We start from the raw sequence: 21,911 nt of genomic DNA, 5'->3' as shown, positions 1-21,911 counted from the left end.
CTGAATTTATGATAGTTATCGCTGTCATCCTTATACTTGTCGTTCTCATCGGATTTTTGGGTGTATTTGTAATAAAATCACTCGCTGCACCAAAAAAAATTGATTCAATCAACAAGCTCATAAAGCAACAGAAATATTCTGCCGCACAAAAAATAGCGAAGTCACTTATCGCAAAAGACCCCAGGGATTATCACGCCCACTACTATCTCGGAAAGGCATATCTCGCCGACCGAAAAAACGAACTCGCCCTCATGGAATTCAAAACTGTAGCAAACAATGCACTTTTTGACGCACAGCTACCAGAAACAGAATTCCGCAAGCAACTCTCTCAGCTTTATCTAAAATTCAACCAACTTGATGACGCCCTCAAGGAATTCCTTCTCCTTACAAAACTTGAGCCGACAAACGCCGAGAATTTCTACAATTGCGGCAAGATTTATGAACAGCAGAACAATGCAGAGAATGCACTTGGATTCTACCAAAAAGCAATCAAATTCAACAAAAAGCATATCAAAGCATGGTCTGGAATGGGCATGATTCTCTTCCGCGCCAAGCAATTCGGCGAAGCAAAAAAAGCAATCGACTACGCACTCAAGCTCAGTCCTGAGACTTTCTCGACATACTACTTTCTCGGAAAGATTCTCAAAGAAAGCAAAGATTATCCTGGAGCAGTCAAAGCATTTGAAAAAGCCTGCCGTGACCCAGAATACAAACAAAGAGCCATGCTGGAGCGGGGTTCATGCTATATGATGGCTGGTGCTGTAGACAATGCCCAGCTGGAATTTGAAAAAGCAATCAAAGCTTCAAAAGACGAAAAATCACAAGAAACCCTCTATGCCCGGTACTTTCTCGCCTCTTGCTTTGAGAAAAACCGCAAAATTGACAAGGCAATCGAACAATGGCAGCTTATCACAAAAGTCAATCACAGTTTCCGCGATGTTCCCACAAAGCTTTCTGAATACAAAGATTTGCAGTCAAATGACAGTCTCAAAGAATTCCTCACGAGTTCAAACAGTGATTTTGTCGAAATCTGTAAAAAAGCAGCTCTTGCGGGTTTCAATATGAACGCTCAGACAGCCGAAGAAACCAAATGGGGTTGCCAGATTATCGCAACAGAAGCAAAAAAAGACGACTGGATGAACATGCGAAAGCAACTTTTCCTGCTCAACTTCTATCGGGTCACAGATCCGATAGAAGACGCAGAAGTCCGACGCACGCTTGACTTCGCAAAGTCCAAGAACTGCGCAAAAGCTTTTGCCTGTACTTCTTCAGAATTCACAACATCAGCCATTCGCTTTGCTGAAAACCGTCCGATTGAGCTTGTCTCAAAAGAAAAACTTGAGTCAATTCTTGCAAAAGCCGGAATTTAACCTCTTTTTATGAAGATTCTCTGCGTCTCAGACCAAATTGACCCGCTCGTTTACAGTACTCAAGCAAAAGAGCGCTTTTCCGACATTGACCTCGTTCTCTGCGCCGGCGACTTACCTTCCGATTACATCGATTTTATTGTCTCCACACTGAACAAGCCTACCTATTTTATCTTCGGAAATCACAATCTCACAGAATTCAGCTATTACCATAAGCAGAAAAAACACACGGGGCCTCATCCAACCTGGGAGGAAGAACATGGCGTACTAGATATGGGAGGAAGTTTTGGGGCCATTTACGCAGGGTTCAAAGTCCTTTCAGACAAAAAGCTTCGCATTCAACTCAAAAACGGTAAATCTCGTCCCCTTCTTTTAGCGGGAGCTTCAGGCTCAATCCGTTATAACAAAGGGCTTAACCAATACACCGACAGGCAAATGTCCCTCAAGTTGATGAGGCTTATTCCCCGACTGCTTTTTAACCGAATCCGTTACGGCACCTACCTCGATGTTTTTTTAACCCATGCATCGCCCAGGCACATTCATGACAAAGAAGATCCTTGTCACAAAGGTTTTGACTGCTTCAACACTTTCATAAAACGATTCCATCCGACTTTTTTAGTGCACGGTCACATACACTTGTACGACATGAATTCCCCCAGAGTCACAAAAGTCGGGAAAACAACTGTGGTAAATGCATACAGCCACACGATTCTAGAACTGAAGGACGAATAAAATGAGCGATTTAATGCTTACAAGCGAGACAGATGAAGATTTCTCAAGAGCAAGACACAGAGCGCTTTTCAATGAGGTACAGCATTTTTTGAACCCTGACGAAGCAACGCTTATCTCTCTGTCGGACATCAAAAAACTCCTCAAACCCGAAAACGAAGTTTACAAGGGGATGCAGACGATTCCAGTAAAACTTATTGTCGGAAGCGAGGGGCGTTACAACGACTTTGACAACAAATTCTTCCCGAAGAGCATGCACCTAAAAACCAGATGGGAACATATTGATATGGCTCACATCAACGACATTGCCCTTCCCCCCATTTCACTTTATGAGCTGGGCGGTGTTTATTTTGTCCGAGACGGAAACCACAGAGTTTCTGTCGCAAAAGCCAAAGGAATTGAATTTATCGACGCAGAAGTCGTAAGTCTTCAAAGCGAAATCAAACTGAAACCTGGTGACAGTCTCAAAAAAATGACAAAACAAGTTATAAACTACGAAAAACGCGTATTTTATACAGAAACAGGCTTCGGGGATGTGACAGATTTTTGGTCTTTGGATTTTTCAGTCCCTGGTCAATACGATGTAATTTACAACCACATATTAACTCATAAATATTACATCAATATGAATAAAACAAAGGAAATCGGCATGGATCTGGCCATGCAATCCTGGTTTTATCATGTTTATCTTCCTGTAATAAAAGTCATAGATAAATACAAAATCATGAAATACTTCCGTCACCGCAGCAAAAGCGACCTTTATGTATGGATGATAAAATACTGGGATGAGCTAAAAAGCAAGTTCGGAGAAAACATGACCTTAGACGACATAGCCACCCCCTTTCTCAAAACATTCGGCGAAAGTCCTCTAAGACATTTAAAAAACAAAATAAAAGGACTGATTTTTAAGAAAAAAAATAAGAAGCTAAAATTAAATTAAAACTTGACGGTAATATATTCCGATGTTACAATTATAAAATATGTAGAAGTAGTACGCCTCATTCAATCCGTACTCTTCTCAATTAAAAAAAGGGAGTCTTCATGTCAGACGCAATTTCCTACATTCCTTTGTTTGGTACGGCGGTGGTTGCACTTGCAATCGCTGTTCTCCTTACAGTAATAAAAATACGAAAAACCGCAAAGGTAAGTTTTATCTCATACTTTGCGATTGCGGTTCTTATTTTTGCTTGTATATATACAGCGTCACATCCGGGCATGTTAATCTTTGCCCTTCTCTTGTTGTTCACTTCTATTCTATTCATTCCATACTGTATCATGCTTGCTTTTGGCAAACCTCAGGAATTTGTCAAAGCCGAAGAACTTGAGGAAGAAGTTGTAGAAGAAAAACCAGAAGTCATTGTCGAAGAGATTCAGGCCGAAAAAATTGACTTAATTCAAAAAGGAAAGGCCTTTGTCGCACTTGCAGCCGACTCTTTTTCTAACAAAGACGGTATGCAAACCCTTCTAGACGCAATCAATGCCACTTGTATCGAAGTCACAAAGGCAAATGGTGGCGCGATTCTCATGGTCGATGAATTCGAAGACTTAATCACAGTAAAATCATTTAATGGGGATTTTCCGCCGCCATACAAACTTCCGGAGGACTTGCCTCACAAGCCCCTTCGAGTCTCAACAAGTTTTAAATACGCACAATTTCCTCTTCGCGACAACATTTTCGGTGAAGTTGCGACGGCAGGAAAGGCTGAGCTTATCCCAGTTCCAAAAATGGATGAGCGAATCTTTGAGAATGAACCAGAAGACTTCCTTAAACTCGGAAGCTATATTTTCTTGCCCTTGCGTATGCCAGACCGAGATGTTGTTGTCGGCGTACTTGCTCTCTCACGCAATCCTGGAGTTGATCCGTTCACCGAACAGGAATTTGATTGGGCTCAAACACTTGCAGGTTTTGCAGAATCAGCTCTCAAAACAGCCCTTAATTTCAAACAATACACAGAAAAGCAGGAGCTTACAAAAGAAGCAGACATCGCTTCAAACCTCCAGCTCACATTGCTTCCAAAAAAACTCCCGCCATTGGCAGGACTTAACATCGGTACATACACCGAGCATACCTCCGGTGTTTGTTCAGACATTTACGATGTCATCCCTGCAAGACAGGATCGCATAGCATTCATTATGATGGATGTCGCAGGCAAAGGAATGAATTCATTGATTGTAATGGCAATGATTCGTGCGATGTTCCGTCTTATCGTAAACACAACACAAACAGCAGGAACCATCTTGAGTTGGGCAAACCGAGGAATCTGTAGTGAGCCAAATGCCGACCACTTCGCATCAATCGCGCTCATCAACTATGACCCAACAAAAAAGAAGGTTCAGCTCGCAACAGGTGGAAGCGTACCTGTCTATCGTTATAATGTAGCTAAGGGAGCTGTAGAAAAGGTATCCGTTACTTGTGAGCCAGTTGGTATTGAAAAAACAACAACTTACAAGGATATAGAGTTTACAGCAAACCAAGGAGACATTATAATATGTTATACTGATGGTTTGGTAGAAGCTCTCAATGCACAGGGGCAGCAATATTCCCTTGCGAGCTTGTCCAATATCATAAAAGCGAATGCTAAACTGCCAGGTAAAGATATTGCGAACTTGGTAAAAACAGATATCAAGAAGTTTATTGGAAACGAAACGCTGCGCGATGACCAGACACTTCTTGTAATTAAAATTCAGTAACTAAAGGAGTTAAAATTTATGGAACTGAAAATTAGAAAAAATGGAGAAGTTTACATCATAGATGTAAACGGCGAAATGGATCTTTACAACTCCTATAAATTAAAGGAACTCGTCATGAAAATGCTTGAGAAGAATGTAAAGAGCTTCATTATCAACCTTGAGCAGGTTGACTACATCGACTCGTCTGGAATCGGTGCACTCATCTATATCTGCTCTACTATCAAAAAAATGAATCTCAAACTCGCAATTTCAAACATTCATGGCTCTGTAAAGAAAGTCATTGAACTTACAAAACTCATGGGCTACTTCCCCATCGCAAACAGCGTTGAAGAAGCACTTCTCATGGTTAATGAGTAAGTCCAGAGTTTCAAAAAAATCATAGGAGACGAAAACATTATGGAACAGATTAAAGAACTTCGTTCAGACGACAACGATCCATTGTTCGACACAACAAATATGCTCTACAAGGAATTTCCTTCAGATTTCCGTCAGATTCGCTATTTTACGCTTCTCATTGTTCAGTCAGCGCCTCTTGAAATCAAAGAAATCAACCTTCTTGAGCAGCAGATTTCCGAAGTTATCAAAAATGCCGTTAAACACGGTAACAACTGCGATATCAACAAAAAGGTCAAGGTTTGGTATTCATTCAGCCCTTCTCATGCTCACATTATCGTACAGGACGAAGGTGAAGGTTTCAAAGACCTTGAAAAATGGAATGAATTCAACCGCAAGCGATTGCAGGCCCTCCACGACTCAAACTTTGAGGAATTGGCAAACTATGTCTCATTCCGCACCAAAAAGTCAGACGATCAGGACGGCGGTAACGCCCTCTTTGCAGCTCTCGAATATTGGGACGGCGGCTATGTCTACAACGGAAAAAGAAACGGCGTTGCAATGCTCAAGAAGTTCCAGAAAAAACATCTTGGCGTAGCGGTCGAAGACTAATTCGAACAGAAAATTACATCCTGTAATTTTCTGATTCGTACGAGAATTTTCTTACGAAAATTCTCTCTGTCATTAGCCCTGCATCCAAACAAGCACAAAAACGAAAGTGCTTGATGCAGGGCAATTTATTTTTAAAACGCGTTTTTTTATTTTACTACGCTTTTCAGAACTTCAAGGGTTTCTTGAGCAGTGTTTTCCCAGTTGAATTTTTTGGCCCAATCAATCCCCTCTTTTATCATCTTTTTTCGTGAAGTGTTGTCCGTGGCGATTTTTTCGATTGCGGCAGCCATTTCATCAATATTTGTGCTGTCAAAGAGAATAGCTTTTTCTCCAGCAATTTCCTGCAAAGCACCAGCCTTGGAACAAGCTACAGGAATTCCAGTTGCCATAGCCTCAAGAATCGGAAGACCTACTCCCTCAATCTCCGATGGAAAAAGGCATCCCTCGCATCCAGCATAGAGGGCTGGAAAACTCTCATGGGGGAAATATCCTGTAATAAAAATATCCGAAGCATAAGGTGAAATTAAAGCAGTCTTTTTAACCAAGTCCGCACACTCCCCCTCACTTCCTGCAAGAACAAGGCGGTGAGGCAAGCCAGTCTTTTTTTTGAAAATCTCAAATGCTTTTATAAGTTCAACATGCCGCTTTGATGATGATGACATTTTTGATGCATAAAGAAAATATGGGCGACGAATAGCAAAAGGTTTAATCATTTCGGATTCAGAAGTGATAAATTCACGCTGATAGAAGAGCGAATGGTTGATTCCGTTGTGTACGACTGTAATTTTTTCTTGATTTACACCAAGTCTCTTTAAGTCTTTTTTTATGAAGTTACTCGGCGCAATAATTTTATTTACCCGCTTGAGACTATGCTTGATTCTCATGCGTTCTGCAAAAGTTTTTGTGGCAAAAAGTTCTGAAACAATGTCGTTGACGACAGCAACGGAAGGAGTTGAAAACATAAGAGGTAAAGCATAGGAAGATGCAGGAAACAAAAGGGCATCATATTTCTGCTTTTTTGCAAACTGATTGCACAAAAACATGTGCCATGCCTTTTCAGCCCGAATCGTGTCGGGAAGGATTATGCTCTCGAATGAAATATTGCTGTCACGGCCGTAAGTGTAACGGTCAATTTCCGCACCAAACAATTCAAATTGTGTTGTTTCTGTATTTTGAAAATGCTGGGAAAGAGAACTTAAATAAGAGCCGATTCCAGAGCGACCATGCTCACAACCAAAAGTGTCAATGCCGATTTTCATGATTTCAACTCGCTTTTATTATAGCAAAACATTCCCTTCTCTGCTATAGTAGTAAAATGGATTTTACATCTCTCAATATCGAAAGCAAATACACAAATAAACTTAACGAGCATCAGATTACAGAAGCAACAGCCGTGCAGGCTCAGGCAATTCCAGAAATAATGACAGGAAGTTCACTGCTTTTTCAGAGCGAGACAGGAACAGGCAAAACACTCGCCTACCTGCTCCCCTTGCTTCAAAATATCGAAAAACTGGAAAATCCCAAAAAAGAAGTGAGAATCGTAATTGTAGCCCCGACAATTGAATTGGCCTCTCAAATAAAAACTCAGGTTCAGATGGTAACAGACAGCAAGGCAGCCCTGCTCGTCGGCGGAGCTCCAATAAAACGACAGGTTGAGCTTTTAAAAGAAAAACCTCTAATTGTCATTGGCGGTCCTGCTCGTCTTCTAGAACTTTTCCATCTTAAAAAACTCAAGCTCGATGGTGCCCTTGCCCTTGTACTTGATGAGGTTGATCGGCTTACAGCAAAAGAAATGATAGAAGACACTCTTGCCCTTATTACCGCAATGAAAAAGGATATCCAGCTCATTGCAGCCAGCGCAACAATCACAAAATCAACGCAAAAAATCTTACAGGATACCAGGGTAAAACTTAACGGCAAGACCGAAAGCGACTTAAAGACTCTTTTCTTACCGCCAGAAGATGTTCTCCGAAAAAGAATCACCCATTATGCCCTCTTTGCAGAGACCAGGGACAAAATCGAGACTTTACGAAAATTACTCACTGCAGAAAAGCCAGAAAAGGCACTCATTTTCACATCAAAAGTAGATCAAGTGGCTAACATAACGGCAAAATTGAAGTATCACAATATCGAATGTTCCGCTCTAACCGCAAAAACTGAAAAAACAGAGCGTAAGGCAACGATCGACCGCTTCCGAAGCGGAAAGATTAAGATTCTCGTTACCAGCGATTTGGTTGCTCGTGGCATGGATATTCCAAATATCAGTCATGTAATCCAAATGGACATGCCCTCAGATGATGACTTTTTCATCCACCGGGCAGGAAGAACAGCCCGCATGGGAAAGACAGGCGTAAATATCGTAATCGGTGATGCCTTTGAAATGCGAAAATACGCTGCAATCGAGAAAAAGCTTAAAATCATCGTATATCCGAGAATTCTTTATAAGGGAAAACTGGTCGATCCAAACGAAGTGATGGAAAAATCAGAGGCGGATTAACATTGAATTAGACAGCCCTTCCGTGCTATAATAACAGTTGCTATTTCAAAAAATGAGGTTTCCTTGTGTTTCTAAAAAGTCTGGATATATTTGGATTTAAATCTTTTGCCGACAAAACTCATGTAGAATTTGCCGACGGCATCACTGCCCTTTTAGGCCCAAATGGTTGTGGAAAGAGTAATGTCGTTGATGCTGTAAAATGGGTTCTTGCAGAGAACAAGGCAAAAAATCTCCGGGCAGACACCATGGAATCCGTCATTTTCAACGGAACTGAAACCCGCCCGCCGCTCAATATCGCGGAAGTCACCCTCACCCTTGCAAACGAAAACGGACTTCTTAAATTCGATGACGCTCAGGTCGCACCTTCAGAAGTCACGCTTAAACGCCGTCTCTATCGGTCTGGCGAAAACGAATATTACATCAACAACAAGCAGGTCGGAGCCACAGCCGTTCGCCGTCTCTTTATGGACACAGGTGTTGGTAAGGCAGCTTACTCTGTCATGGAACAGGGCAAAATCGACCAGATTCTTTCAAGCAAACCAGAAGACCGCCGTTATCTTTTTGAGGAAGCAGCTGGAATTTCAAGAAGCAAGGCAGAAGTCGCCGAGGCAGAGCGTGAGCTTGAGCGCACAAGGCAGAATCTTGCCCAAATCGAAGTCGCCCTTGCAGAAAACAAGAGAAGCTACGAGACCCTCAAAGTTCAGAGCGAAAAGACAATCAAATACAGGGCACTCAAAGAGGACATCTTCAACTTCGAGCTTGACATTCAGCTCCTCAAATTAAAGGATTTTGTTCAAAATCAGGCCCGCCAGACTCAGGCAAAAGAAGAAATCGCCGAAAAACGAAATGCGGTTCAGGCCGAAATCGACGAAATTCTAAACACCCTCACAGAAAACAGCGACAAAATCAAGGAATTGCAGGCCAAGATGGGCGAATTGCAGATGGAACTCGTCCGTATTCAGACCGAAAAGACCAACAAACTCGACCAGCAGAAACTTTTGAACGAGCAGGAGCGCACAATCCGCGAAAAAATCGGCACTCTCCAACTCAAAGCCCGCTCAATTCAGGAGCGAATCGACGAACTCAACGAAGAAATTTCCGATCAGGACGCTGATTTGCACTCAAAAACCAAGCAAATCGAAGAAGTCAAAGAGAACATCGAATCTTTCGTCAAAAATATTGAAAATTCACAAAATCAGATTAACGAAAACGAGGAAAAAGTCAGCGAAAGCGAGGAAGAAATCAAAAATCTTCTCAGCGAGCGGGAATCATTCCAAAAAGAACTTGAGGCCATCACCGAAGACATTGTTACGGAACTTGACGCAAAACTCAAGGATTCAGGCTTTTCAAGCGCGGCAAGCAAAAAGGCAAAGGAAGACTTGGACTCTCTCGTGGGTAAACTCAAAGTCTATGCGGAAGGCCGCCGCAATATTTTCACCGACTTTGCTTCCCTCAAAGGTCACTCAAACGAAGAAAACGAGAATTTCGCAAAGGACGCAATCAAGGCCTTGGATGAAGTGGCAAATCTTGTCGTCCAGATTGAAGGTGCCCTTCAAGTCTACTCTCAGACCATGCCGGCCTTTATCGATGAATTCCTCTCTCCTGAAGGAATCATCACAAAAAAACGCACGATTGACCAGAATATTCAGGAAAATGTGCAAAAAGTCGCTACAATCCGGGAGCGAATCGACGGTTTCAAGGCCGAAAATATTCTCTTAATCGGAAAAATCGGCGAATACAAGGACACTTTAAGCCAGCTCCGCATTTCAGAAGCCCAGATGCAGCAGCAGATTTTCAACGCCAAGCAGACGGCTGACCTGCTCAAACGAAATCTCGTAAGCGAGCAGAATGCCCTCCGACAGAACGAGCAGGACTTGTACCTGGAGCAGAAAAATCAGGAGGACATGGAGGAGCGTCTTTCTGACATCACAGAGGCATTGGGTGAAATCGAAAAGCGTGGCCGGGAATGTGCCGAAACCATGGGCAACCTGGACGAAGAAATCAAACGATGCAACACCAGCGTAAGCGGCAAAAAGAACGCCCTCGACAAAAAACGCGAGGAACAGCAGAAATATCAGTCTCAGTATGAAGATTTGACCTTAAAACTCGTCACCAGCGAGAACGATATCAGGAACATCAAGCAGAACTTTATCGAAACCCATTCCCGTGACCTCATGGAATTTGAAGAGCGCATGTACAAAATCAACACGCCTTCTGCTGTTTTGCGGGAAAAGCTCTCTGATTCCAGAAAAGCACTGGCAGATTTGGGCTCAGTCAACCTTATGGCGCCGGAAGAATTTGGCGAGCAAAAGGAAAGATACGAAAAATTGCAGGCCTCTTTCGACGACACCAATAAATCTCTCGAAAATCTCCTGCGAGTCTCAGAAGAAATCAAGTCGAAATCCACAGAAATGTTCATTTCGACCTACAATAAAATCAAAAAGAATTTCCACAACATGTTCCGCCGTCTCTTTAACGGTGGCCGGGGCGAGTTGCGCCTGACAGACCCTCAGAATGTACTGGCCTCTGGTATCGACATTTACGCCGAGCCGCCTGGAAAGAAATTGCAGAATATCGCCCTTCTCTCTGGTGGTGAAAAAACCATGACGGCTGTTGCCCTTCTTTTCGCCACATATCAGGTACGGCCTTCCCCCTTCTGTCTTCTCGACGAGATTGACGCGGCTTTGGACGACCCCAATGTAAACAGTCTGGTAAATGCCCTGCGCTCATTTGCCAAAGTTTCTCAGTATATCGTCATCACTCACAACAAAAAGACTGTTGCCTGCGCAAGCACCCTTCTCGGCGTTACCATGCAGGAGTCAGGCGTAAGTAAAGTCGTTACAATGAGCCTTGACAAGCCAATTACCAGCGATGATTCTTTCGATAACACGGATAAATTCATTGAGGAGGATGTTCCCGAAGAAGAGGGAATCGTTCTCCCTCCGCGACCAGAGCCGCGAATTCACAATCCTGACGGCACTATTACTGATCCTGTAATCGAAAAATATAACGAAGAACAGAAAGAAGCCGCAAAAAAGGCCAAGGCTGAGGCAAAAGCGGCGAAAGAGGCAGCGGAAGAAGCTGATTCTTCAGATTCAGAAAGAAAGGAATAAGTGAATGATTTTCGATGATATAAAATATGAAATTTCAGATTTTGCTCACGAAAAACCGCTTCTTCTCACGATTATCTGTATTGTCGTATTTCTTTTTATCGCTGGCATTATTATCCTGATGATTCAGACAAGCCCCCAAGAAAAGACCGTCCTGCCAAGTCAAGAACCATTCACTCAGGATGCTCCAATTCTTATTCCAGACAGTCCAGATATCGAAAAGGATTACTATCCTAATCGTATCACAGAAAACAAATGGCCACAGGATGAAGCAAACAAATGGTTCACATATCCTGAAGACGAAACGATGAAAGAACTCGAAAAAGCAAATGATTCTATCATTAATGATATAACAGGAGCGGCTCCGTGATGAAAAAAGCATTCCTTACGCTTTTTATTCCAGTTTTTTTTATATTATCCTCATGTGGTTCAACGGCAAAGGATAGCATTGCTCAAAGTCCAGAAAATGCAGAGCAAGCTCTCCAGCAGACAGAAGAGACAGTTGCAAATTCCATTGCAGAGGAGTTAAATTCCGTAACAGCGGAAGAAAGAGAGCAAGGACAAGACGAGTCAAAAAATAAAGAAGAAGTTTCTGAAAGCGAAAAAGTCAGTGAAGAAGACTCTATTTTAAATCGGGAAAGAGACTCTGCTCCGACAACAGACGAAAAAGAAAAGATTTCAGAGTATCAGATTTTTGAAGAACCTGTTCTAGTTGTTTTTGATAATCCAGCTGAAGAGAAACCTATAGAAGAAAAGGCAACTGAAGAGAAACCCATAGAAGAAAAAACAACTGAAGAAAAACTTTCAGAGTCAGAAAAAGAAATATCAAACACACCTCTACCAAAGATTCAAAGAGGTCCTGACACCCAGACACAGGCGGCTCCTCGGAAAACAATCGCTCACACCGTTAATACGGTTGAAAAAAATCCAGAGTCTCAAGCAGAGCAAAAATCTGCACTTCCAGAAGAAAAGCCTGTAGAAGCAGCTCAGAAAACAGAAGAAAAGCCAAAAGAAACAAGGCAGGAAACAGAGAAAGAGGCTGAGCCTGAAACAGAACCTATAGTTCCGTCCCGCTCAACAAAAGTCAAAATAAACCAATATCTTGATGTCACTTATCCTGGAACTGGCTGGGTTTACATCGGCGAAACAGAAAAATCCCCTCTATTCAATTATTCAGGGCGAAAAATCGGCACAGCAAATACCACATTCTCATTAAGGGCAAAAAAATCTGGCACAACTATGTTGCATTTTTACAAAAACGATGCTCTTACAGGCGAATACATCGATGACTATCTTGAAGTCACGGTAGAAAACAAAAAGGCGATGGGAAGAGTCAAGGCTCCTTCATACGCGGCCATAGTTCCTGCAAAACCTCAGCGCAGAATTGATCGGGCAACTGGTATTCTTTTACAAGAACAAGCCCAAAGTCGCACAGATGCAACAAGCTCACAAGAAGAGAGCAAAGCAACAAATAATGAAAAGCAGACTGAAAAACAAGAATCAAACGATAAAAAAACAGTGGATGCAGAAAACAACACAAGCACTACGAAAACAGAAACAAACCAGCCTGCTAAAGCAGAAAGCGATATAAAAACCGTTATTCAGACAACAGATGAAAAAAAACCAGACCAAACTGGTAATTTACAAAAAGAAAATGAAAGCACAGATTACACGCCGACTTCTTCAGCTAGCCTTCATACAAATGACAGCGAAGAGATTCAAGGGGAGCCGATCGTTATAAACGAAGAACAAGTTCAGAATGTGGACGAATCTCTTCTTGAAAAAGCACTCAAAGATTTCGCAGATAAACAATATGAACTGGCATTAAGCGAAGCCGAGCTTTACTACAACAATGCTTCAACCCGTTTGGACGAAGCTCTTTATCTGTTGGGGCAGATTTGGGAAAGCGACAGCACTGTTAGAAATGTGCGCTCAAGCGTAGACTCATACGATACACTTACAAAACAATTCCCCACAAGTAAACTCTGGCAAAATGCAAAGAACCGCTCAATTTACTTAAAGCGATTTTATATAGACATCAGGTAAGTCATGATGCCAAATGTATAATTCATAATTAAAAGAGGTTTTTATATGAAAAAGATTCTTTCACCACTCCCGATTCTGCTTATTGCGGGAGTTTTTTTCTTATCTTCTTGCTCAATTCAGCAGGATTCTTATTCAAAGCGCACGGTCAGCGTTTCTGGAACAGGAAGCGTCACACTTGAGGCGGACAACGCAACCATTATCCTTTCTGTGGTAACGCGGGGAAAGGATGTAGCCGAAACTTCCCAGGAAAACGCCAAGAAAATGACCGCCGTGCAGGAAGCAATCGTCAACGCGGGAATCAACAAGGACTGTATTTCGACACAGAATTATTCAGTCTATCAGGAAAGCCACTACGACAACAAAAGTGGCCGGCAAATTCCAGATGATTACCGGGTAACGAATCAGATTAAGATTCTCGTCAAAAAAATCTCTATGGCAAGCGATGTCATTGATTTAGCCCTCAAAAGCGGAGCCAACCAGCTTTCTTCCCTCAATTATGGAGTTTCAGACACTGAAATCGCAAAAAAACAGGCCCGAAGCCTTGCGATTCAGCAGGCTCAGGAAGCGGCAAAGCTTCTGGCAGGGGCAAGCGGAGCAAAATTGGGCAAAGTGCTTTCGATTTCTGAACATTCAAGTCAGGCTTTCCCCAGGGCAATGCTGATGAAAAATGCGTACATGGGAACAGCCGACATGATTGCAGAAGAAGCGGTCTCAACTCCGGTTTCTGGCGGCTCATCAACGATTACGATTTCCGTGGATGCGGTTTATCAGTTGAGATAAAAAGAGAAAAATAATAGAATATAAAGGAAAATCAGCCGCGACACGCGCGGATACAAAAAAAGGAAACATAAATGCTTGATTATCGATTCATTAAAGAACATCTTGACGAAGTAAAAAAGAATATCTCTGACCGAAATATGGTCGCTGATGCAGATTTGGTTGTGAAACTCTTTGACGAGCGCACTGCCCTTACCACAAAATTACAGGGCTTGCAGCAGAAGCGAAACGAAAACGCTGCCTCAATGAAGCAGAAGCTGGACGCAGAGACGCGGGCAAAATATATCGAGGAAGGAAAGAAAATCAAAGACGATGTTGCCGCTGCCGAAAAAGAGCTTGCCGAAGTTGAGGCAAAACTTGATGAGGCTGGTCGCCAGATTCCGAACATGCACCACCCTGACACACCAATCGGAAAGCTGGACACAGAAAATCTTGAGGTCAAAAAGGTCGGAACTCCGCGAAAATTCGACTTCCAGCCAAAAGACCATGTTCAGCTGGGCGAAGATTTGGACATCATCGACTTTGAGCGGGGAACAAAAGTTTCTGGTCCGAAATTCTACTATCTTAAAAACGAGGCCGTCTTCCTTGAGCAGGCTTTGATTATGTATGCCCTCAACATTCTTCGAAAACACGGATTCACACACTTTATCACACCGGATGTGGCAAAGCAAGAAATCTTGCAGGGCATCGGCTTTAATCCCCGCGGAAACGAATCTAACGTTTACTGTATCGAAGAAGAAGGAACCTGTCTGGTCGCAACTGCAGAAATCACCCTCGGTGGCTTCCATTCAGGAGAAATCCTTGACAAATCAGCCCTTCCACTCTTCTACTGCGGTCTTTCTCACTGTTTCCGACGGGAGGCAGGTGGAGCCGGTCAGTTCTCAAAGGGACTTTACCGCGTCCATCAGTTCGACAAGGTTGAGATGTTCGTTTACTCTCTGCCTGAAGACAGCGACAAAATCCATGAAAAACTCAGGCTTATTGAGGAAGAAATCTTCACAGGGCTTGGTCTTCCCTTCCATGTTGTTGACACCTGTACTGGCGACTTGGGCGCTCCCGCTTACCGCAAATGGGACTTGGAAGCATGGATGCCGGGCCGGGCAAACGAGGCTCACCCAGAAGGCGACTACGGCGAAGTCACATCAACTTCAAACTGTACCGATTATCAGGCACGCCGCCTGAATGTCAAATATCACGATGATGACGGAAAGAACAAGTATGTTCACATGCTGAACGGAACTGCAATCGCCGTGGGCCGGGCAATGCTCGCAATCCTTGAAAACTATCAGAACGCTGACGGCTCGGTCTCAATTCCAGAAGTTTTGGTTCCTTACTGCGGATTTGACAAAATCCTTCCCAAAGAGCAGAAAAAAGACCCGGTTTATCACCCGGCAAAGAAATAAGGAATGGAAAACAACAGGTTTCTTAGAGGAATTTTCTATTTTCTCATCTTTATAAGCGTTATCCTAGCGGGGACGATGCTCAAGGTGCTGGAATCTTTCTTTAAGCCTGTTGTGCTTGCCATTCTGCTCGCTTCGGTATTCTACCCTTTCGTCAAAAGGGTCAATAAAAAATTTAAGATTCCCTGGCTTTTGGGAATTGTTATTGTTTATGTTGTCTTTCTTATAATCTTCTCTGGAATCTTTAATATCCTCAGTTCAAGCATCATTTCAATTGTTGAGTCTTACCCGAAATACGAAGAGAGATTTCAGACTATTTATCGCACTCTTCAAGAGAGTTTTTCTGCGAATTCTGATTCAAATCTTTTAAACTTCTTCTTTGATTTTAATAAAGATCAGTCTTTGCTTGAAAATTTAAGCCAACAACTCAATGTACTCCCAATTCTCAGGAATTTTGCAGTAAACTTTACAACATTTCTCGTCTCGTTCTTAAAAAGCACTTTTTTGATTCTCTTGCTGTCTATTTTTCTTTTAATTGAAATGAAATTCATAAAGAAAAAAATTTCCACAGCCTTTTCCAACGAGAACAGCACGAAAATTCATGACATCATGAATAGAATCGCCACCGATACAACTCATTATATATCAATTAAATTTTTCATTTCACTGGCAACAGGTTTGTTTGTTTTCTTGTCATGCCTTATCGCAGGCCTTGACTTCCCACTTGTATGGGGATTTCTTGCTTTTGTATTGAATTTCGTCCCGACATTTGGTTCTATAATTTCATGGGCTGCCACCACTGTTTTTGCATTTTTGCAATGCTACCCTTCACCATTCCCTGTGATTTTCATTGCAATTTCTGTTCTAGTCATAAATCTTTTACTTGGAAATGTAATTGAGCCGAGAATTGAGGGCGAAAATTTAGGAATCTCGCCTTTTGTAATTCTCGTGAGCCTGTCTCTTTGGGGCTGGCTTTGGGGATTTTTAGGACTTATCCTAGCAGTTCCGCTCATGGTCATCATCAAGATTTTCTGTGAAAACATCTCTTATTTGCGCCCGATTGGAATCCTGCTAGGAAGTGGAAAATCAATTTAAATTTTCGGTGTTTTGGCAAGTGAAGCGGCAATCTCATCGTCGGTGGGAATATAGTCGCTCATAGTTCCGTCGTTGAAAGCCTTGTAAGCGTACATGTCAAAGTAGCCGGTTCCCGTAAGGCCGAAGAGAATTGTCTTTTCCTCGCCTGTCTCCTTGCATTTGAGAGCCTCGTCTATGGCAACTTTGATTGCGTGGCTTGATTCAGGTGCCGGTAAAATTCCCTCAACGCGGGCAAACTCCTGTGCAGCCTTAAATACACTGGTCTGTTCCACAGAGCGGGCTTCCAGAAGACCGTCATCATAAAGCTGAGAGAGAACTGAGCTCATTCCGTGATAGCGCAAGCCGCCTGCGTGGTTTGGAGACGGCATGAACTCAGAGCCAAGAGTGTACATTTTTGCAAGCGGACAGACATGGCCCGTATCGCAGAAATCGTAGACATATTTACCGCGAGTGAGCGACGGACAGCTTGCAGGCTCTACTGCGATAAAGTGATAATCAGCCTCGCCACGGAGTTTTCGCCCCATGAAAGGAGAAATGAGGCCGCCCAAGTTTGAGCCGCCGCCAGCACAGCCGATGATTACATCAGGTTTGATTCCGTACTTGTCCATTGCGGTCATTGTCTCAAGGCCGATAACAGTCTGATGAAGCAAAACCTGATTGAGGACGCTGCCGAGAACATAACGGTAGCCTTCCTGTTTTGTGGCAGCCTCAACCGCCTCTGAAATAGCACAGCCCAAGCTGCCGCCGGTTCCGGGGAATTCCGCAAGGATTTTGCGGCCTACTTCGGTGGTGTCGCTTGGCGAAGGAGTGATTTTTGCTCCGTAAGTGCGGATTACTTCCCGGCGGAAAGGCTTTTGCTCATAAGAGACTTTTACCATGTAAACCTGACAGTCCAGGTCGAAGTAAGAGCAGGCCATTGAAAGAGCTGTTCCCCACTGACCGGCGCCTGTCTCAGTTGTTACGCCTTTAAGCCCCTGCTCTTTTGCATAATAAGCCTGGGCGATTGCGGAATTGAGCTTGTGGCTTCCGCTGGTGTTGTTGCCTTCAAATTTATAATAGATTTTTGCCGGAGTGCCGAGTTTTTTTTCAAGACAGTAAGCCCGGACAAGAGGAGCCGGACGATACATTTTGTAGAATTCACGGATTGCGTTTGGAATTGGAATATAGGCGTTGGTGTCGTCCAGTTCCTGTTTTACAAGCTCGTCGCAGAAGACATGGGAAAGCTCCTCGGCAGTACAAGGCTTTTTCGTCGCCGGATTTAAAAGGGGAGCTGGTTTATTTTTCATATCGGCACGGACATTGTACCATTCTTTGGGAAGTTCTGATTCAGAGAGATAAATTTTGTACGGGATTTTTTCAGACATTTCCTACTCCTACAGTGATGTTTTTATAAATAGTAACACCTATTATACAAAGGAAAAAAAATGTCCGCAAGTTCTTTCTAGTCGACAGAATCAAGTAGTGAAAGTTTTCTGCTGATTTTACTTATAATAATTATCTACTTTGACATACAAGCCAAACGAACCTTTATGGATACTTTCTTTACCGCTAGTGTTGAAATGTGAATAAGATGCAAAAAGACCTGCACCTCCACCAGCATGCTTATGGGGATTTCCGTGTATGGCCGCAGTTATTCCATAGCCATAGGCAGCTCTGCTGTTTACAAATCCGCCCTCAACAAAAGTCTGAAACGTCATTGCAGGAAGATAGCTTTCAAAAGAAGGTGTTAGCGGGAAATAAGCCCCTGCGCGAATTGTTGCAGTTCCATAAGTTTTTCCTGACTCAGATTTCTCCTTATTATTTTTAGAGCTTTCGGCATTACTTGTTATTCCGCTTAGGACCTCTAATAAAAACCGCACGACAGAAGAGTCATCAGCAGAAAAGCCAATCGTTCCACCTAGAAAAACATAAGGACGAAAATGAAGGTCTAATGTTAAGTCAAAACCACTGCTATGAAATTCTCCGTTCTCAGCAGAGATTGTATACGGCAGCATGACATCCATGCCACGAAAAAAAGTTTTTTCCTTAGGCAAGGAGATTCCAGATGAATTTATTACGGTTTTTTCATCATTCCATGAAAAGAAAGTCGCAGGGATATAGTGATATGACACCAACCTTCCTTTTATCTCTTTTTGATAGATGATTTTTCCATCTTCATTGAGCAATTTTATTGCGCCTGGGGTAAGATAATATACGGATTCTTTTTCTTTATCGGCCGTTATTGAATATATAAATTCCGCCCGATCGCACATTTTCCCTTGTACCGAAGGAACAGAACCTTTTCCACTGTATACAATTTTTTCGCCAAGAAAAAAAGCAAAAGTAAATGAATCTCCAGATTCAGAAAGAGAAAAATCAAAATCAGGGTCATTTGAGTCTGCGATGAAAGAATCTGATTCAAGTTCTGTCAGGGAAAGACGTATTTTATCTTTGAGCGAATTTTTTTCAGCAAAAGAAGAATTTAACTCAGCCTGCAAAAGAAGCAATTCCTGCTTGCAGTTTTCAATGCTTTGTATTTTTGAAAAGGCATCTTTTTGAGGCAAGTTTTTTTTATCGGACGAAAAAAGCCTCAAAAAAGAACACAAGACGCAAAACAGAAGGCAAACTCTCCTCAAAACAATCCTCCTTGTGATAATTAAATATTAACACCATCCAAATAATATGTAAATGATGTGAAAAAACTATTGCAAAAATAATTAGTTTATGCTAACTTCTATTGCATAAAACTATCATGCGTAAGTCAATTTTATCTCTTTTATTAATCTTTGCTTTTATTTTTTCGGCTGTGTCGGCGGATAAATCATGGAAAGCTGTCGCCACAGAAATGCAGGTAATCATTGATGATGCCTACGGTCTTTATGCAAGCGGAAACGCTGACGGCGGCTATGAGCGGATAAACGATGCTTATTTCGGCCACTATGAAGTTGACGGATTTGAGCGGAACACCCAGAGCCGCATCGGTGGAAGCAGGGCTGGCAATGTAGAGGTTCAGTTTAGCCGCGTTAAGGGTGCAATGCGTTCAGGGAAGCCCAATGAAGAGGTCAGAAAAGAAGCAGACACCCTTATCGCCATGCTTTTTGAAGACGCAGAAAAACTCGACCCACCGGATATGGCATGGACAGACTTAGCAGAAATCCTTCAAAAAGAATTCTCTGAAGCCGCAGAAATGTATGCAGAGGGGCATGTTGTCAGGGCAGAGCCAAAATTCAGAAAGGCATACGCCCGCTACTACGGAAAATCCAGCTTTCAGGACAATGTGGCAAAATCTTTGGGAAACGCAAGAGATTCAGAAATCGTTGATTTGTACACAAAAACAAAGACGATGATTCTGAACAAGGAGTCAAAGCCCGCTGTAGTCGCTTCAATCAATGAACTCTCGGATTTGCTTTCAAAAACGGCGGTAGATTTAACGAAAAGGCAGGGGCGTGCCCAGTGGTGGGCTACGGTCGTCGCTTCCCTTTTGATTCTTCTCCGAGAGGGATTTGAGGCAATTCTCATTGTGGGTGCAATCATCGCCTACTTGCGAAAAAGCGGCAACGAGAACAATCTTGGCGCGGTCTACAAAGGCTCTTTCATCGGTATCCTCGCCTCAATCGTCATGGCGCTGATTCTGATTTGCCTTACCCGCTTCGGTTTTGAGAGCGGTCAGGGGCAGGAAGTCGTTGAGGGCGTAACGATGTTTATCGCAGTAGCCGTTCTCTTTTACACTTCAAACTGGATGCTGTCAAAGGCTTCGTCAAAAGCATGGTCAGATTACCTCAAGGGAAAGATTCAGACTTCAGTGGACAGGCGCAGCATGTTCTCTCTGGCCTTTACCTGCTTTCTGGCAGTTTTCCGTGAGGGAGCGGAAGTAATCCTCTTTTATCAGGCAATGTTCTCAGGCTCAGATGCAAGCGGCACAGTTTCGGCAGTCATTCTCGGCATGGTCATTGCGGTTCTTCTACTGGTCTTTGTTTACAAGGCAATCATTCTGACAGGAAAGAAACTTCCTCTCAAGCCTTTCTTCATGGCGACTTCGATTTTGATGTTCGTCATGGTCGTAGCCTTTGTTGGCGGCGGAATCAGTGAATTCGTGGATGCGGCATGGATTCAACCACATTTGGTTGAAGGCGTTCCGACAATTTCACTTTTGGGAATCTACCCCTACGCCCAGTCCCTCATTGCGCAAGGAATCGCAATTCTCGTTATTGTATCAAGCCTCGTGCTCGGTCATGTTTTATCAATAAGGAAGAACGAAGAGAAATCTTCTTCAAAATAAAAATGTGGTTTTTTAATAAACCGTAAGGAGTTCAAAATGAAAAAGACATTGTCTTTTATTATGGTCGCTGCACTCGCAGTAACAACAGTTTTCGCTTGGCCTTGGTCAAAGAAAGATGACAAAAAGGCTTCATCAGCAGCTAATGAAGTTGCAGAAGAAGATGCAGGCGGATTCGTCGAGCATGACATCGGCGATGAGCAGCAGGCTGGCTTTCTCGCTGTAAACGGCGTTTACTTCCAGGCTGTCGATATGAAGTCAGGCGAAGGAAACATCCAGAAAGGCTCGGATTTCACAATGCACATCGAGGCTGACATCGCCGCTATGGAAAACGACTTGGGCTTCGTCGTTGACCAGTTCGTTCCTGGTTTGACAGTTGAATATGAAATCGTTGACCAGAAATCAAAAGCTGTCGTCACAAAAGGCACTTTCATGCAGATGAACGCTTCTGACGGCCCTCACTATGGTGCTAACATCAACTTGAATCAGGCCGGAACTTACACAGCCCGCTTCATCATCCACAGCCCTGCTGAAAACAACTACTTCATCCACACAGACGATGACACAAAGCCGGGCTCAACATTGCAGAAATACTGGAAGAATGACAAACCGCTCACAGTTGAATTCAAAGACTGGGTATTCGACGGAAAGAAAGTTCAGCCAGAATACAACTAAGAGAAAACAGAATTCTGCTCTGTGAAATAATGGGAATGACTGATAAGTTTTGTCATAATGACACAAAAAATTCTTATTAGGTCAAATGTCGAGTTTTGCAAATTATTGGATAATCACAAAAACAAGCTCTCGGCGGGAACATGGCACTGGAATCCACGGTTGTGCGAAATTGGAAATTAGACTCGCTTCGCTCGCTCGCACAAAGTGGATTCGTGCCATAACCCCGCCTACGCTTGTTTTTGCACTGTTCAGCAAATGCGAAACTCGGCATTTTTCCATTCTATGTCTAAAAAGCCGTCGAATGGCGAGTTTTGAACTTGTCGA

The 21,911-nt window shown here is 43.0% G+C and carries 19 protein-coding genes; 15 read left to right on the top strand and 4 right to left on the bottom strand.

Annotated features, from left to right (window positions below; all coding sequences use genetic code 11):
• Window positions 1–8 precede the first annotated feature (8 nt).
• The 6 genes from B2089_RS05360 to B2089_RS05335 all read left to right on the top strand — a co-directional run bounded on the left by B2089_RS05360 (window position 9) and on the right by B2089_RS05335 (window position 5,732).
• Window positions 9–1,370 carry a tetratricopeptide repeat protein gene (locus B2089_RS05360; RefSeq protein ID WP_296323209.1) on the top strand — a complete coding sequence of 454 codons (1,362 nt, stop codon included), beginning with the start codon at window positions 9–11 and terminating at the stop codon, window positions 1,368–1,370.
• Between the two features lie 9 nt (window positions 1,371–1,379).
• Window positions 1,380–2,099: a metallophosphoesterase gene (locus tag B2089_RS05355; protein WP_296323206.1), complete on the top strand. Its 720-nt coding sequence runs from the start codon at window positions 1,380–1,382 to the stop codon at window positions 2,097–2,099.
• Between the two features lies 1 nt (window position 2,100).
• On the top strand, window positions 2,101–3,036 hold the full coding sequence (locus B2089_RS05350; protein WP_296323203.1) for a transcriptional regulator: 936 nt from the start codon (window positions 2,101–2,103) through the stop codon (window positions 3,034–3,036).
• A gap of 101 nt (window positions 3,037–3,137) precedes the next feature.
• Window positions 3,138–4,787: a GAF domain-containing SpoIIE family protein phosphatase gene (locus B2089_RS05345; protein WP_296686300.1), complete on the top strand. Its 1,650-nt coding sequence runs from the start codon at window positions 3,138–3,140 to the stop codon at window positions 4,785–4,787.
• Between the two features lie 18 nt (window positions 4,788–4,805).
• Window positions 4,806–5,144 (top strand): anti-sigma factor antagonist, encoded by a 339-nt coding sequence (locus tag B2089_RS05340; protein WP_184658136.1) that lies wholly within the window; start codon window positions 4,806–4,808, stop codon window positions 5,142–5,144.
• A 39-nt stretch (window positions 5,145–5,183) separates the two neighbouring features.
• Entirely contained in the window at window positions 5,184–5,732 is a 549-nt protein-coding gene (locus B2089_RS05335) for an ATP-binding protein (protein WP_296686298.1), read from the top strand.
• 146 nt (window positions 5,733–5,878) lie between these two features.
• Here B2089_RS05335 and B2089_RS05330 read toward each other — a convergent pair whose 3' ends face one another.
• Window positions 5,879–6,991, bottom strand: coding sequence for a glycosyltransferase family 4 protein (locus B2089_RS05330; RefSeq protein WP_296686295.1), 1,113 nt, complete (start codon window positions 6,989–6,991; stop codon window positions 5,879–5,881).
• Between the two features lie 56 nt (window positions 6,992–7,047).
• Between B2089_RS05330 and B2089_RS05325 the strand changes: the two genes are divergently transcribed.
• From B2089_RS05325 to B2089_RS05295, 7 genes are all read left to right on the top strand, one after another.
• The gene (locus B2089_RS05325; RefSeq protein ID WP_296686293.1) at window positions 7,048–8,229 is read left to right on the top strand and encodes a DEAD/DEAH box helicase; all 1,182 of its coding nucleotides are present in this window, start codon (window positions 7,048–7,050) and stop codon (window positions 8,227–8,229) included.
• A 65-nt stretch (window positions 8,230–8,294) separates the two neighbouring features.
• Window positions 8,295–11,342, top strand: a complete 3,048-nt coding sequence (locus B2089_RS05320; protein ID WP_296686291.1) for a chromosome segregation SMC family protein — start codon at window positions 8,295–8,297, stop codon at window positions 11,340–11,342.
• A 4-nt stretch (window positions 11,343–11,346) separates the two neighbouring features.
• Window positions 11,347–11,709 (top strand): hypothetical protein, encoded by a 363-nt coding sequence (locus B2089_RS05315; RefSeq protein ID WP_296686290.1) that lies wholly within the window; start codon window positions 11,347–11,349, stop codon window positions 11,707–11,709.
• Complete coding sequence (locus B2089_RS05310; RefSeq protein ID WP_296686286.1) at window positions 11,709–13,385, top strand: hypothetical protein; 1,677 nt, start codon at window positions 11,709–11,711, stop codon at window positions 13,383–13,385. The genes B2089_RS05315 and B2089_RS05310 overlap by 1 nt, the downstream gene beginning before the upstream one ends.
• A gap of 45 nt (window positions 13,386–13,430) precedes the next feature.
• Entirely contained in the window at window positions 13,431–14,165 is a 735-nt protein-coding gene (locus B2089_RS05305) for an SIMPL domain-containing protein (protein ID WP_296686283.1), read from the top strand.
• A 71-nt stretch (window positions 14,166–14,236) separates the two neighbouring features.
• Window positions 14,237–15,565: a serine--tRNA ligase gene (gene serS, locus B2089_RS05300; RefSeq protein ID WP_296686281.1), complete on the top strand. Its 1,329-nt coding sequence runs from the start codon at window positions 14,237–14,239 to the stop codon at window positions 15,563–15,565.
• A 3-nt stretch (window positions 15,566–15,568) separates the two neighbouring features.
• Window positions 15,569–16,657 carry an AI-2E family transporter gene (locus tag B2089_RS05295; protein WP_296686278.1) on the top strand — a complete coding sequence of 363 codons (1,089 nt, stop codon included), beginning with the start codon at window positions 15,569–15,571 and terminating at the stop codon, window positions 16,655–16,657.
• On the opposite strand, the gene B2089_RS05290 is transcribed toward B2089_RS05295, so the two are convergent.
• Together B2089_RS05290 and B2089_RS05285 are read right to left on the bottom strand one after the other, a co-directional pair.
• Window positions 16,654–18,021, bottom strand: coding sequence for a TrpB-like pyridoxal phosphate-dependent enzyme (locus B2089_RS05290; protein ID WP_296686276.1), 1,368 nt, complete (start codon window positions 18,019–18,021; stop codon window positions 16,654–16,656). The two genes, B2089_RS05295 and B2089_RS05290, sit on opposite strands and share 4 nt — an antisense overlap.
• Before the next feature lie 117 nt (window positions 18,022–18,138).
• Entirely contained in the window at window positions 18,139–19,200 is a 1,062-nt protein-coding gene (locus B2089_RS05285; RefSeq protein ID WP_296686274.1) for a hypothetical protein, read from the bottom strand.
• Window positions 19,201–19,442: 242 nt separating this feature from the next.
• Here B2089_RS05285 and B2089_RS05280 point away from each other — a divergent pair, with 242 nt between their 5' ends.
• Both B2089_RS05280 and B2089_RS05275 read left to right on the top strand, forming a co-directional pair.
• Complete coding sequence (locus tag B2089_RS05280; RefSeq protein WP_296686273.1) at window positions 19,443–20,915, top strand: FTR1 family iron permease; 1,473 nt, start codon at window positions 19,443–19,445, stop codon at window positions 20,913–20,915.
• 36 nt (window positions 20,916–20,951) lie between these two features.
• On the top strand, window positions 20,952–21,587 hold the full coding sequence (locus B2089_RS05275) for an iron transporter (RefSeq protein WP_296686269.1): 636 nt from the start codon (window positions 20,952–20,954) through the stop codon (window positions 21,585–21,587).
• A 102-nt stretch (window positions 21,588–21,689) separates the two neighbouring features.
• On the opposite strand, the gene B2089_RS05270 is transcribed toward B2089_RS05275, so the two are convergent.
• Window positions 21,690–21,911 (bottom strand): hypothetical protein (locus tag B2089_RS05270; protein WP_296686264.1); only part of this gene is annotated, 222 nt, incomplete at its 5' end.

It is taken from the genome of Treponema sp. UBA3813 (genome assembly GCA_002368605.1).
Taxonomy (GTDB): Bacteria; Spirochaetota; Spirochaetia; order Treponematales; family Treponemataceae; genus Treponema_D.
Note: the sequence above shows the minus strand (reverse complement) of the source record. Positions and strands in the feature narration are given on the sequence as shown.

Coding starts and splice junctions, on each gene's coding strand:
- B2089_RS05360 (WP_296323209.1), top strand. CDS start 9: ATGATAGTTATCGCTGTCATCCTTATACTTGTCGTTCTCATCGGATTT.
- B2089_RS05355 (WP_296323206.1), top strand. CDS start 1,380: ATGAAGATTCTCTGCGTCTCAGACCAAATTGACCCGCTCGTTTACAGT.
- B2089_RS05350 (WP_296323203.1), top strand. CDS start 2,101: ATGAGCGATTTAATGCTTACAAGCGAGACAGATGAAGATTTCTCAAGA.
- B2089_RS05345 (WP_296686300.1), top strand. CDS start 3,138: ATGTCAGACGCAATTTCCTACATTCCTTTGTTTGGTACGGCGGTGGTT.
- B2089_RS05340 (WP_184658136.1), top strand. CDS start 4,806: ATGGAACTGAAAATTAGAAAAAATGGAGAAGTTTACATCATAGATGTA.
- B2089_RS05335 (WP_296686298.1), top strand. CDS start 5,184: ATGGAACAGATTAAAGAACTTCGTTCAGACGACAACGATCCATTGTTC.
- B2089_RS05330 (WP_296686295.1), bottom strand. CDS start 6,991: ATGAAAATCGGCATTGACACTTTTGGTTGTGAGCATGGTCGCTCTGGA.
- B2089_RS05325 (WP_296686293.1), top strand. CDS start 7,048: ATGGATTTTACATCTCTCAATATCGAAAGCAAATACACAAATAAACTT.
- B2089_RS05315 (WP_296686290.1), top strand. CDS start 11,347: ATGATTTTCGATGATATAAAATATGAAATTTCAGATTTTGCTCACGAA.
- B2089_RS05310 (WP_296686286.1), top strand. CDS start 11,709: ATGAAAAAAGCATTCCTTACGCTTTTTATTCCAGTTTTTTTTATATTA.
- B2089_RS05305 (WP_296686283.1), top strand. CDS start 13,431: ATGAAAAAGATTCTTTCACCACTCCCGATTCTGCTTATTGCGGGAGTT.
- serS (WP_296686281.1), top strand. CDS start 14,237: ATGCTTGATTATCGATTCATTAAAGAACATCTTGACGAAGTAAAAAAG.
- B2089_RS05295 (WP_296686278.1), top strand. CDS start 15,569: ATGGAAAACAACAGGTTTCTTAGAGGAATTTTCTATTTTCTCATCTTT.
- B2089_RS05290 (WP_296686276.1), bottom strand. CDS start 18,021: ATGTCTGAAAAAATCCCGTACAAAATTTATCTCTCTGAATCAGAACTT.
- B2089_RS05275 (WP_296686269.1), top strand. CDS start 20,952: ATGAAAAAGACATTGTCTTTTATTATGGTCGCTGCACTCGCAGTAACA.